Origin of the sequence: Azospirillum sp., from assembly GCF_035627195.1 — a bacterium.
GTDB lineage: Bacteria > Pseudomonadota > Alphaproteobacteria > Azospirillales > Azospirillaceae > Azospirillum.
In genome coordinates, this window is the sequence record NZ_DASPMG010000174.1 from 1 (window position 1) to 12616 (window position 12616).

General features: G+C 71.8%; 12 protein-coding genes. 10 read left to right on the plus strand and 2 right to left on the minus strand.

Annotated features, from left to right (window positions below):
* The first annotated feature begins 86 nt into the window (after positions 1 to 86).
* The 8 genes from VED21_RS15740 (at position 87) to VED21_RS15775 (ending at position 7685) form a co-directional block, all read left to right on the plus strand.
* Entirely contained in the window at positions 87 to 1502 is a 1416-nt protein-coding gene (locus VED21_RS15740; protein ID WP_324883604.1) for a dihydrolipoyl dehydrogenase family protein, read from the plus strand.
* Positions 1503 to 1598: 96 nt separating this feature from the next.
* Positions 1599 to 2498, plus strand: coding sequence for a diguanylate cyclase (locus VED21_RS15745; RefSeq protein ID WP_324883606.1), 900 nt, complete (start codon positions 1599 to 1601; stop codon positions 2496 to 2498).
* Positions 2499 to 2572: 74 nt separating this feature from the next.
* Entirely contained in the window at positions 2573 to 3352 is a 780-nt protein-coding gene (locus tag VED21_RS15750; protein WP_324883608.1) for an acetoacetate decarboxylase family protein, read from the plus strand.
* Positions 3349 to 4131 (plus strand): AraC family transcriptional regulator, encoded by a 783-nt coding sequence (locus VED21_RS15755; RefSeq protein ID WP_324883611.1) that lies wholly within the window; start codon positions 3349 to 3351, stop codon positions 4129 to 4131. The genes VED21_RS15750 and VED21_RS15755 overlap by 4 nt, the downstream gene beginning before the upstream one ends.
* 33 nt (positions 4132 to 4164) lie before the next feature.
* Positions 4165 to 5550 carry a HAMP domain-containing sensor histidine kinase gene (locus tag VED21_RS15760; RefSeq protein WP_324883613.1) on the plus strand — a complete coding sequence of 462 codons (1386 nt, stop codon included), beginning with the start codon at positions 4165 to 4167 and terminating at the stop codon, positions 5548 to 5550.
* A gap of 508 nt (positions 5551 to 6058) precedes the next feature.
* Positions 6059 to 6271, plus strand: a complete 213-nt coding sequence (locus tag VED21_RS15765; RefSeq protein ID WP_324883615.1) for a hypothetical protein — start codon at positions 6059 to 6061, stop codon at positions 6269 to 6271.
* Positions 6272 to 6405: 134 nt separating this feature from the next.
* Positions 6406 to 7134, plus strand: coding sequence for a helix-turn-helix transcriptional regulator (locus tag VED21_RS15770; protein WP_324883617.1), 729 nt, complete (start codon positions 6406 to 6408; stop codon positions 7132 to 7134).
* A 98-nt stretch (positions 7135 to 7232) separates the two neighbouring features.
* The gene (locus VED21_RS15775) at positions 7233 to 7685 is read left to right on the plus strand and encodes a DMT family transporter (RefSeq protein ID WP_324883619.1); all 453 of its coding nucleotides are present in this window, start codon (positions 7233 to 7235) and stop codon (positions 7683 to 7685) included.
* A 317-nt stretch (positions 7686 to 8002) separates the two neighbouring features.
* On the opposite strand, the gene VED21_RS15780 is transcribed toward VED21_RS15775, so the two are convergent.
* Together VED21_RS15780 and VED21_RS15785 are read right to left on the minus strand one after the other, a co-directional pair.
* Positions 8003 to 9595 carry a CHAD domain-containing protein gene (locus VED21_RS15780; protein WP_324883621.1) on the minus strand — a complete coding sequence of 531 codons (1593 nt, stop codon included), beginning with the start codon at positions 9593 to 9595 and terminating at the stop codon, positions 8003 to 8005.
* A 138-nt stretch (positions 9596 to 9733) separates the two neighbouring features.
* Positions 9734 to 10786, minus strand: coding sequence for a class I SAM-dependent methyltransferase (locus VED21_RS15785; protein WP_324883623.1), 1053 nt, complete (start codon positions 10784 to 10786; stop codon positions 9734 to 9736).
* Positions 10787 to 10961: 175 nt separating this feature from the next.
* Between VED21_RS15785 and VED21_RS15790 the strand changes: the two genes are divergently transcribed.
* On the plus strand, positions 10962 to 12155 hold the full coding sequence (locus VED21_RS15790; RefSeq protein ID WP_324883625.1) for a phosphoglycerate kinase: 1194 nt from the start codon (positions 10962 to 10964) through the stop codon (positions 12153 to 12155).
* Between the two features lie 199 nt (positions 12156 to 12354).
* Complete coding sequence (locus VED21_RS15795) at positions 12355 to 12588, plus strand: hypothetical protein (RefSeq protein ID WP_324883627.1); 234 nt, start codon at positions 12355 to 12357, stop codon at positions 12586 to 12588.
* The last annotated feature ends 28 nt before the right edge of the window (positions 12589 to 12616 follow it).

A 12616-nucleotide genomic window follows, 5' to 3' on the forward strand; every position in this document is an offset into this window, starting at 1 on the left:
GGGAGCGCTGGCACTCGTCCCTGTCCTCGTCCGCCGATGGCGCCGCGCTCGGCAAGGCGGGGAGGGGGCGCTAGGCTGATTTTTCCATGAGCGACGTTCTAACTCCCGACATTTGCGTGGTCGGCGCGGGTGCCGCCGGACTGACTGTGGCGGCCGGCGCCGCGGCCTTTGGCGTCTCCGTGGTGCTGATCGAGAAACACCGGATGGGCGGCGATTGCCTGAACACCGGCTGCGTGCCGTCCAAGGCGCTGCTGGCCGCCGCCAGGGCGGCGCAGGGAATGCGCACCGCCGGGCGGTTCGGCGTAACCGGTCCCGAACCGGCCATCGACTTCGCCGCCGTGCACGCGCATGTCCACCGCACGATCGCCGCCATCGCCCCCCACGACAGCCAGGAGCGGTTCGAGGGGCTGGGCGTGCGGGTGATCCGCGCCCCCGCCCGCTTCGTCGATGCCGGCACGGTGGAGGCGGGCGGGGTGCGGATCCGCGCGCGGCGCTTCGTGCTGGCGACCGGCTCGCGCCCGCTGGCGCCGCCCATTCCGGGGCTCGACTCGGTGCCGTACCTGACCAACGAGACGGTGTTCGAGCGCACCACGGCACCGGGGCACCTGATCGTGCTGGGTGGTGGGCCGATCGGCGTGGAGATGGCGCAGGCGCACCGCCGCCTGGGCGCCCGCGTCACCGTCGTCGAGAAGCAGAGCCTGCTGCCGAAGGACGACCCGGAGCTGGTGGAGGTCGTCCGCCACCGCCTGACCGCCGAGGGGGTGGACCTGATCGAGGGCACCGGCGTCGCCAGCGTCGGGCGGGCCGGCGACGGAGTCGCCGGGGTGCTGGAGGACGGCCGGCGGATCGAAGGGTCCGACCTGCTGGTCGCCGCCGGGCGGCGGGCCAACGTGGAAGGTCTGGGGATGGAGGCTGCCGGCATCGAGACGACGAAGGGCGGCGTCACCGTGGACGCCCGGCTGCGCACCACCAACCGGCGCGTCTACGCGGTGGGCGACGTCACCGGCGGGCCGGCCTTCACGCACATGGCCGGTTTCCAGGCCGGCATCGTCGTGCGCAACGCGCTGTTCCGCTGGCCTGCGCGGGCGGACCGTACGGCCGTGCCGTGGGTCACCTACAGCGACCCCGAACTGGCCCACGTCGGCCTGACCGAGGCGCAGGCGCGCGAGCGGCACGGCGACGTGCGGGTGCTGCGCGCGCCCTTCGCCGAGAACGACCGCGCCCGCGCGGAAGGTGCCGCGGAGGGACTGGCCAAGGTGGTGGCGTTGCCCGGCGGCCGGATCCTCGGCGCCTCCATCGTTGGCGCGCACGCGGGCGAGCAGATCGCTCTGTGGTGTCTGGCGCTGTCCAAGGGGATGCGGGTGCACGACGTGGCCGGGCTGCTGCTGCCCTACCCCACCCTGGCGGAGGCCGGCAAGCGGGCGGCCGGCGCCTTCTTCACGCCCGTCCTGTTCGGGCCGCGCACGCGGTTGTTGGTACGCTTCCTTTCCTGGTTCGGCTAATTTCCGCTCGGTCGCGGGGTGCATGTGTAACCCTTCCTTAAAGGGGGGCGCGCTTCACTGTCGCGGCGCAGGCAGAAGCCGCGCAGGGAGGCCGGATTGCGCATCCTGGTGGTCGACGATTCCCGCATGGCCCGCACGGCGCTGTGCCAGCAGCTTGCCACGATGGGCTACGACGCGGCCTGGGCTCCCGGCGGCGCCGAGGCGCTGGCCCGCGTGCAGGAGGAGGCGTTCGACGTCGTCCTGGTCGACTTCAAGGTCGCCGACATGGACGGCGTCGAGGTCTGCTGGCACCTGCGCGCTGCGCAGGGCGCCAAGCACCTGTACCTGATGCTGATGATCCCCGGCAGCATCACCAACCAGTTCTTCGAGGTGGTCGAGAACGGCGCCGACGAGTTCCTGCGCAAGCCGCTGGACTGGGCGTGGCTGCGCGCCCGGCTGCTCGCCGCGTCCCGCGTGGTGGACATGCAGCGCGAGCTGGAGCGGCTGGCGACGACCGATTCGCTGACCGGCGCCCTCAACCGCGGCCGCTTCATGGCCCGCGCGGCGGAGGAGGTGATGCGCGCGCGCCGCTATGGCCGCGAACTGTCGGCGATGATGCTGGACATCGATTTCTTCAAGCGGATCAACGACACGCACGGCCACGCGGCCGGCGACGAGGCGATCCGCATGAACGTCCGCACCACCCGCCACCTGATCCGCCAGTGCGACGTGCTGGGCCGGCTGGGCGGCGAGGAGTTCGCCGTGCTGCTGCCGGAGACGGCGCTGCCCGGTGCCGTTCTGCTGGCCGAACGGCTGCGCCGCTCGCTGGCCGTGACCGCGGTGAAGGCGCCGGACGGGCCGAGCTTCACCTTTACCGTCAGCATCGGCGTCAGCACCCTGCACAAGGGCGAGGACCACATCGACCCGATGCTGGCCCGCGCCGACGAGGCGCTGTACCGCGCCAAACGGGGGGGCCGCAACCGCGTGCTGCCGGAGGAGCCGGCGGCGGCCGGCTGAGGGGTCAAAGGCGTTCAAGACGGCGGCCCGGCCGGCGGGCCATCCTGGCGGGCGACGCAACTGGGAACCCCGCCATGCTCAAAGGCTTCACCCCGCCCTTCACGCCCGACGGCCGCTCCTCCCTCGCCCCGGCACCGCCCTGGCATTACGCCGGCTGGCTGTTCTCCATCGCCTACGAGCTGGACCCGGCCGTGGCGAACCTGTTCCTGCCGGAAGGCTTCGGGCGCGCCACCGGCTGTGCGGCCGCGCACTTCTGCGACTGGCAGGCGACCACCGATGGCAGCGAGCTGCTCGACCCCGTCTACGCCCAATACCGCGAGTTCTTCGTCCTGATCGAGGCGGAGCGGCGCGGCGATCCGGTCAACTTCTGCCCCTTCATCTATGTGGACCAGGACATCTCCATGGTGCGCGGCTGGCTGCAGGGCCTGCCCAAGAAGCTGGGCAGCGTGTGGCTCACCCGCTCCTATCCCCTCAATCACCCGGCGGCGGCGCCGGCGCAGGCGGGCACGCGGCTGGGCGCCTCGCTGGCGGTGAAGGACCGGCGGCTGGCGCAGGCGGCGCTGACGCTGACCGGCGGCGAGGGGCGGCGGCTGGGCCTGCTGGCCCGGCCGACCTACGGGCTGACCGGCCTGCCCAGCCTGATCGGCGGCCCGCAGGCGGCGCAGCCCCGGCTGGTCCGCATGGCGGCCGACGCCAAGGAGTTCGGGCCGAGCTTCGCCGCCGACGCCTCGCTTGACTTCTTCGACTCCCCGCGCGAGGAGTTGGCGGCGCTGGCGCCGAACCGGGTGGTGGACGCGTCGGCCGGATGCTTCGCGCTGACCATCTCGCGCGTCGCCGACGGGGAGGTGCCGTGACGGCAAAGGCAAGGCTGGAGACCGCCGAGACCCACCGGGGCGTCGAGGTGCGCAGCGGCACGCACCCGCCCATGCGCTTCGCCCCGCACTGGCACGACCGCTGGGCGCTGGGCGCCATCCGTGCCGGGCTCTGCAACTTCACCTGCTCCGGCGGACGCTGGACGGCGGTGCCGGGCGACCTCGTGCTGATCCCGGCCTACGCCGTCCATTCCGCCAGCGTCGGCCGCGCCGGGCTGGACATGCGCATGCTGTACCTGCCCACCGCCTTGGTGGAGGAGGTGCTGCGCCTGCAGCCCGAGCATGGGCCGCGCACCCCCCGCCCGGTGCTGCTGGACCCGGCGCTGGCCGGACGGCTGACCGACGACGACATGGCGCCGGGCACGCCGGCCTTCGACGACGTGGTGGCGGCGGCGCTCCGCGCCTTCCACGCCGACGGCGGCAGCGCGCCGCTGGAGCGGCCGGAGCGGCGCGAGCCGCGCATCGCCAAGCTGTGCGCCGCGCTCCAGCGGGCCGGCGCCCGGCCGGACGTGGAGGCGCTGGCGCAGGAGCTGGGCCTGACCCGCCCGCACCTCGCCCGCCTGTTCCGCCGCACGGTGGGCCTGGCACCCGGCGAGTACGCCCGGCTGATGCGGCTGGAGCAGGCCAAGCACCTGCTGGCCTCCGGCCACGCCCCGTCCGACGTGGCGGCGGAGGCGGAGTTCGCCGACCAGGCGCACCTGACGCGCTGGTTCAAGCGCGTCTACGGCGTCACCCCGGCGCAGGTCCGCGCTGCGTCGTAGGCAAGCGGCGCGCTCTGGCCTACCATTCCGGCCATGCCGATGCCGCCCCTTGCCCGCAGCCTGTCCGCCAAGCTTCTGGTGCTGACGGTGCTGTTCGTCATGCTGGCGGAGGTGCTGATCTTCACCCCGTCCGTGGCGCGCTTCCGCCTGACCCACCTGGAGGAGCGGCTGGCCGCCGGGCACCTCGCGGCGCTGGCGGTGGAGGCCGCCCCCGACCGCATGGTGACGGAGGCCCTGACCGCCAAGCTGCTGGCCCACGTGGGCGCGCACGCGGTGGACCTCGTGCAGCCCGATTCGCGCGTCTACATGCTGGCCCGCTCCATGCCCCCAGAGGTGGACGCGACGTACGACCTGCGCGACAGCGGCTTCGTCATGCTGATCGCCGACGCCTTCTCGGCCCTGGCCCGGACCGAGCGGCGGGCGATCCGCGTTGTCGGCCCGTCGCCCAAGGACGCCCGCCTGCGGGTCGAGGTGGTGATGGACGAGGCGCCGATGGCCGAGGCCATGCGCGACTTCGCGGTGCGCATCCTGGCGCTGTCGGTGGTCATCTCGCTGATCACCGCCGGGCTGGTCTTCCTGGCGCTGAACGCACTGTTCGTGCGGCCCATGCGGCGCCTGACCGCAAGCGTCGTCGCCTTCGCCCGCGCGCCGGAGACGGCGCCGCCGCCCCCGGCGAACGGCCGCGGCGACGAGATCGGCGTGGCCCTGCACGAACTGGCCGACATGCAGGACACCGTGCGCACCGCGCTGCGCCAGCGCGAGCGGCTGGCGGCGCTGGGCACGGCGGTGGCCAAGATCAACCACGACCTGCGCGGCATCCTGGCCACCGCGTCGCTGCTGTCCGAACGGCTGGGCGAGAGCGCCGACCCGGAGGCCCGGCGGGTCACGCCGCGGCTGATGGCGGCGCTGGACCGCGCGGTGGACCTGTGCGGGCAGACGCTGTCCTACACCCGCGACGGCGTGCTGCCGCTGCGCCGCCAGCCGGTGGAGCTGGCCGCCCTGGTCGACGAGGTCGCCCCGGAGGTGCAGGCCGGCCTGCGCGCCGACGGCGTGCGGGCGGAGGCCGCCTGGGTCAACGCCGTGCCGGCCGGGCTGACCGTCGCCGCCGACCGCGACCAGTTGGCCCGCGCGCTGGTCAACCTGGGCCGCAACGCCGTGCAGGCGGGCGCCGACCAGGTGACCGTGGCGGCGGCGCCGGCCAGCGGCCGGGTGACCCTGACCGTGGCCGACACCGGCCCCGGCCTGCCGCCCCGGGCGCGCGAGCACCTGTTCGAGCCCTTCGCCGGATCGGCGCGGGCGGGCGGCGTCGGCCTTGGCCTCGCCATCGCGCGGGAGATCGCGCGGGCGCACGGTGGCGACCTGCGGCTGGTCGAGAGCACCGGGGCGGGCACCACCTTCGCCCTGGACCTGCCGGCGTAGCCCCCCTCCGGCAGGAAATGTTACCCAATGATACGCGGCGATACGCCTTTCACGGGGGCGTCACATTCCGCCGGCGGCCCCGTGAGGGCCGGGCAAATGCAACCGGATGCAACAGGATGCAACGGATTCCGGCAGGTGTTGCATTGTCTCACCGGCGCCATTTTCGGCCGGGGTTCGGGACGGGCACGGAGAAAGCGGGGGATGGGGGCATTGTCGCATTCATCATGATCGTCAGTAGGAATTTTGTCAATCGGAGGGCCGTAGCCCCTCTCCCCTTGCGGGAGAGGGGTTGGGGAGAGGGGGCTGGCGACCGGCAGGTCGCAGAAGGTCTCATTTCCGGCCATCCGGCCGTAATCCCCCTCTCCCCAACCCCTCCCCCGCCAAGGGGGAGGGGCTTTCGAGCGATTGCCCTGCCGGCGCGTCGCCGATTGATTCATTCGTGGTCTTGCATCACTCTTCCTGCCCGAGGCGCCGCAACGACGGCGCGCTGGCGAGGGGAGAGCGGATCGTGGAAGGCGCGGGCAAGTGGATCACCGGCGGGGTCGTCGGATTCCTGGCGTTCATCGGGCTGCTGGCGGCGTCGCGGGCGCAGGACCAAGCGTTCTACTGGGGCGGGTTCCTGGTGTTCATCGGCTGCGTGGCGTACATCTTCTACATGATCAACAGCCACTACGACCGCCACGAGGCGGCCGGCGGCGGCCACGCCGAGCCCCCGCATTGATGGGCCGGCTCTGACGGCATCAGGCGGAACGCGGTCGCGAGGCTTGCGAGCGGCTGTGGAGGGCTTCACGCGCGGTGCGGGAGGGTGACCGGGGCGCGTCTTGTGCACGCCGGACGATACGGAGCAGCGCACCGATGGCATCGCCTCTGTTTCCGATGAGGCCCAATTCCGCTCCGGGCTTTCACGAAACCTGGGATTATTGGCGCCCGCCGGGCAGCAGCATCGTCGAACTGGGCGCGGTGCGCGGGCTCGACGTGGCGTTGCCGGCCCATTTCCATGACGAAGACCAGCTGACCTTCGTCCTGTCGGGAACGCGCCGGTTCGTCATCGGCGACGAGGTGTTCGAGGTCGCTCCCGGCCATGGCCTGCACATCCCCGCAGGAACGCCCCACGGATCGCTGTCCGAAGCGTCGGAGGTCGTCTGCATCAACCTGTACACGCCAGCGGGACTGCACGCGGCGCGCGACCTGATCGCCAGTCTGGCCCGTCACTGGCGGAGGACGGGGCATATCGGCTGGCATGACCTCACGGTCCTTGTCGACGATCATAGGTGTTCCGCCGGAAGCCTTGCGGGTCCGGCGGGCGGGCACGCGGAAAGCGAACCGTGGGAGGCCGTGGGCCAGGTGGCGCGACGCGCCGGTATGAGCCGCGAGGGCTTTTCCCGCCAGTTCAAGCGGCGCCACGGGATGCCGCCGCACGCGTTCTGGCTTCTGCAGAGACTGAACGACGCGCGACGGCTGCTGCGGGCGGGCGAGCCCATCGCGGCGGTCGCGGCGGAAACCGGCTTCGCCGACCAAAGCCACCTGGGCCGCTGCTTCCGGCGCGCGTTCGGCGTGACCCCCGGTCGATACCGGGCGGGGTAGGTCACATCCGTTCCAGACCGCGGCGGCCCTCGCCTGCTATCCGTCCACCCGAGAGCGGGACGCCGAGACGGTCCCCGCGCGTTGCCGGGGAGTGGGGCATGACGGTTGCGTTGTCCGCGTTTTCATACCTTCTGGTGATCGGCGCCGGGGTGAGCGTCGCCCTGCAGCAGGTCCTGAACGCAACCCTGCGGGCCGAGTTGGGGTCGCCCTGGTGGGCAGGCTTCGTCAGCTATTTCGTCGGCATGGTGGCGATGCTGGCCGTGGCGCTGACCGCCCCGGGGCCACGGCTGCCCGACCTGCTGACCGGGTCCACGTCGTGGCTGTCATGGACCGGCGGGCTGTTCGGGGCGATGTTCATCGCGACCGCCATCTTCATGGTCCCGCGCCTCGGTGCCGCGACCGTGCTCGCCTTGATCGTCGTCGGCCAGATGCTCGGCTCCCTCGCCTTCGACCACTTCGGCCTGCTCGGGCTTCCCCATCAGCCGGTGAGCCCGACCCGGCTGGCCGGCGCCGCCTCCCTGATCCTGGGCGTCGTCCTGATCCGCCTATAGCGCCTGGAAGCCATGATGGCGTCGGGATGCTCGCGAGGATCAGCGGCGTGTCGGCTGGCGATACAGATCCAGGTCAAGAAATCAGAGGCTCAGAGATTGAGAGATTTTGCGATCTTATCTCTTCCAAGGCTCCGCACAACACCATGGCGTCAACATGACTCTCTATATCTCTGAATCTCTCAATCTCTTATCTTTTGATCAGCGCCTTCGTCGCCAGCCGTTGCGTCGCTGATCCTTGCGGACAACCGGCCCCCACCCTTCCCACTTCGTGGGCCCCTTCCCTCCCCCTGCGGAGCAGGGGAAGGGAGAAAAAATGGTTATCCCCGCGCACCGCGCGTCCAGAAGGGCTTCGCGTCCTCGAAGCTCTCCCATTGCGCGACCAGCGCCGGCTCCGCGTCCACCATGCCGCGCGCCAGCCAGCCGATGACGATGCCGGCGGCGCGGCGCTCGCCCGGTGCCGCCGGGCTGCCGTCGTCGTGCAGGTCGCGCAGCAGGCGCGTCGCCGTCGCCACGTCGTTCAGGTGGCCCAGCGCGTCCTGGAAACCGGCCAGCTGCTGGATGTAGCGGCGGGCCGCCTTGTCGGAATAGAGCGGGCGGAAGAACTCCGCGGCGTAGCGCAGCTTCTTCAAGGCGATGCGCAGCTGGTGGCGGTCGTCCACCGACAGCGTGGCGAAGCCCTTGCCGGCCCGGCGCGCCTTGCGGTGGCGGCGGGCCAGAAGGTCGCCGGCCAGGGTGTCCACCGGTTCGAACAGGCGGGCGGACTGCTCGCTCACCGGCTGGCTGCGCCAGCGCCGCGCCTCCAGCCACGCCGTCAGCTCCAGCTGGAAGGCGCCGTAGCGGGCCGACAGGATGGCCTCGCGCGCACCCTGGTAGGCGCGCACCCGGCGTGCCTCGGCCGCCGCCTCCAGGGCGTGCAGTTCGGTGAGCTGGGCGGCGCTGTGCTCGCCGGCCTGGGCGAAGGCGTCGCGCACGGGGGCGTAGAGTTCGGTGAGAAAGACGTCCCAGTCGCGCGCCGGACCCAGGTGGCCGCCCAGCCACTTCACCTCGCCGACCAGCCAGTCGTACTGCTCGGCGGGCACGAAGGGGCGGAACAGGGCGAGCGCCGAGCGCAGGCGGCGCAGCGCCACGCGCATCTGGTGGATGCCTTCGGGATCGGCGCCCTTCAGCGAGCACGCCTCGTTGGCCGCGAGGTGATTGAGGCAGCTGCGCACGATGCGGCACAGCGCGCCTTCCACCGTCACGGTGGGGTCGAGGGCCAGCTTTTCCGCCCGCACCGGGCCGTCGGCGGCGCCGGACGCCAGCGCGTAGCCGCGCGCCGCCTTGGTGCGCACCTCGACACGCAGGGGCGCCACCTTGGCGAGTTCGAGTGCCACGGCGAAGAGGTCGGCCGGGTCGCCCTCGCCCTTCAGTTCCAGTTCCAGCTCGGCCACCGGCTGCACGGCGCCGGCCATGGTGCGGATCTCGCCCTCGTCGATGGCCAGCTCGATGGTGGAGGAGGCGCCGTTCAGGATGCGCACGGTGCGGCGGATGTGGCTGGCGAACACCGGCTCCAGGTCCGACGCGGCGAGCGTGCCAAGCTGCTGGAGGGCCGCCGGTTCGGTGATCAGCGACAGGTCGGGCGCCGGGCCGGGCACCGGCCATTCCCATTCGTCGCGCGACAGGCCGCCGTCGTCGGCCACCGCGCCCTTGACGGTCTGGATGTACTGGGCACCTTGGCGGCGCACGCGCAGCGTCACCCGGCGGCGCACCAGACGCAGGTCGGGCGTGTCGAAATAGGTGCTTTCCAGCTGCTTGGTGACCGCCTTGCCCTTGCCGCGCTCCTTCAGGACGGGGGCGCCGCGCAGCCGATCCAGATCTTCCGGGCGGACGGCGAGCTTCAGCTCCGTCTCGCGGTTGGTGTCCTCAGCCATGGCGCACGCGGGCCATTCCAATCCCCCACCCTATCCGGCAGCACAAGCGGTCGTTCGGTGTCGAACCTTGCGCACTCCTTGTACACCGACGACCGCAGCACTGCCTAGACAGGGTTGGTTTACAGTTTTGTTGCGGTTTTATGACGGCGCGCTCGGAGAATTTTTCGCCAGCACCATCACCTTCGACAGGAACGCCAGCGTGGAGGAGCGCACGGACAGGCCGGCCCCGGCGAACAGCGCGCCCAGGTCCTGGGCCGCGTAGTCGGCGTAGTAGGGTTCGTGGAAGGCCAGCGGGAACAGCTCCAGCAACCCGTCCATGGTGGGATTGTCGCCGCGCTGCAGGCTGTCGATGAACACGGCGATGCCGTCGGGTTTCAGCACCCGCGCGATCTCCGCCGCCGCGCGGGCGCGCACGCCACGCGGCAGTTCGTGGAACAGGTAGATGCAGGTGACCACGTCCTGGCTGGCGTCGGGCAGCGGCAGCGCCTCGGCCGCCGCCTGCACGGCGCGGGTGGTGCGCGCCCAGGGGGCGAGGCGGCGCCGTGCTTCCGTGAGGTAGGCGTGCGACAGGTCGATGGCGGTGGCGTCCAGGCGCGGCCAGTTGTCCTTGACGAAGGTGAGGAAGCGGCCGGTGCCGGCCGCCACGTCGGTGAGGCGGCAGTCGGCCAGCGTGCGGTGCCTCAGGTGCTCGAAGATGGGCACCAGGGCCTGCCGGCGCATGGCGTCGGCGCCGCCGCCGAACAGCACCTCCACCTGATGGTCGTAGAGGCGGGCACTGCGCGCCGACAGGTAGCCGTCGGTCTGGAAGTGGAAGTTCTGGCGGTAGTAGGGGGGCAGGTTTTCGGCACCCGGCGGCGGGTTCTCGCGCACCTCGAAGCCGATGCCGGCGCGGCGGCGGCGCGACACCTGCGGCAGGTCGCGGAAGAAGGCGGCGGCGTCGGCCAGCACCCGCGCCGGATCGGGCACGAGGTCGTGCGGCATGCGGTAGGTGCCGGCGGCGATGTTGGCGAGGTCGCGCTCCATCAGCGCGCGAAGCTCGGCCAGGATGCCGCGGGTGTCGGGGAAGGAGAGGCCCTGCGGCCGTTTGGCGCGGGGCACCGCCGGCCCGGACAGGCGGGCGGCCACCGCGTATTGCCCGAAGAACCAGGCCACCCGCGCCGCCTGTGACGCGGCGTAGGCGAAGCGTTCCACGGAACGGAGTCGATGCGATGCGTCGGTCATGGGAAGAAGATGGGACGGGGCACCGCCCGCGGCGATGCGCGCCTACCCGTTTGGAGGGGGCGTTACCCCTGCCGGCGGGCGTTGCAAAGCGGGGCGGGCTGTGCTTCGTTGCGCGCCGGATTCGAACCTTCTGGGGTCAGTGGCCATGAGCGACTTCAACACCATCGACGACCTGAGCGTGAGCGGCAAGACCGTGCTGGTTCGCGCCGACCTGAACGTGCCCGTGCAGGACGGCAAGGTGAGCGACACCACGCGCATCGACCGTCTGGCGCCGACGCTGAAGGAACTGGCCGCCAAGGGCGCCAAGGTGGTGATCCTCTCCCACTTCGGGCGCCCCAAGGGCGGGCCGGACACCAAGAACTCGCTGCGTCAGGTCCTGCCGGAGCTGTCGAAGGCCGTGGGCCAGGAGGTCGCCTTCGCCGAGGATTGCGTCGGCGACAAGGCCAAGGCCGCCATTGCCGGCATCCAGGCGGGGCAAATGGTGCTGCTGGAGAACACCCGCTTCCACGCCGAGGAGGAGAAGAACGACCCGGCCTTCGCCAAGCAGATGGCGGAGCTGGGCGATTTCTACGTGAACGACGCCTTCTCGGCCGCGCACCGCGCGCACGCCTCGACCGAGGGTGTCGCCAAGCACCTGCCGGCCGCCGCCGGCCGCCTGATGCAGGCGGAGCTGGAGGCGCTGACCAAGGCGCTGGAGAAGCCGGAGCGGCCGGTGTGCGCCGTCGTCGGCGGTGCCAAGATCTCCACCAAGCTGGACCTGCTGGGCAACCTGGTGAAGAAGGTCGACATGCTGGCGCTGGGCGGCGGCATGGCCAACACCTTCCTGTTCGCGCAGGGCACCGACGTGGGCGCCAGCCTGTGCGAGAAGGACATGGCCGATCAGGCGCGCGCCATCATGGAGACGGCGAAGGCCGCCGGCTGCGAGATCCTGCTGCCGAAGGACTTCATCGTCGCCAAGGAGTTCAAGGCCAACGCCGCGCACCGCGCGGTGGCCGCCGACGCCATCGGCGCGGAGGAGATGGCGCTGGACGTCGGCCCGGCCACGGTGGAGTTCCTGGGCCTGAAGCTGCAGGGCGCCAAGACCGTGGTGTGGAACGGCCCGCTGGGCGCGTTCGAGCTGGTGCCCTTCAACGCCGGCACCAACGCCGTGGCCGGTCTGGTGGCCGAGCGCACGCAGGAAGGCCGCCTGCTGTCGGTGGCCGGCGGCGGCGACACGGTGGCGGCCCTGGCCGCGGCCGGCGTGGAGGAGAAGTTCTCCTACGTCTCGGCGGCCGGCGGCGCCTTCCTGGAGTGGCTGGAAGGCAAGGACCTGCCGGGTGTGGCGGCGCTGAAGAAGTAAGGTTTGGACGTACGGTGAAGGAGCGGGCGGGGACGGTGGTTCCCGCCCGTTTTCGCGCCTGCCTTTTTCGCGTGGGCGTTGAGGCGGGGGAACCGGTGCGCGCCGGCGCTGTTAAGCGGGGTTGCCCCTTTTGGTCCCATCCCACCCGCGCAAAGGTGGGGTAGAGTGATGCACGCCCGGACAACACGCGGCACCCCCGATGCGCCCATCCGACCCCACCACCCTGCAGCGCCCCCTGGCCCCCGGCCGCGAGGCGCCGTCGGACGCGGCCGAAGCCGATCCCCTGCACGCAGGCCCGCGGCCGGAACCGCGGGAGGAGCGGCTGCGCGGACCCGGGCTGGTGCTGCTGTGGGGCGTGCTGATCGCCGGGTCCTGGGCGCTGGTCGCCGGGCTGGGCTATGGCGCGTGGCGCCTGATCGTTGCGGCGTGGTGACGGGGGCGCACGGAAAGGTGTAGTGTCC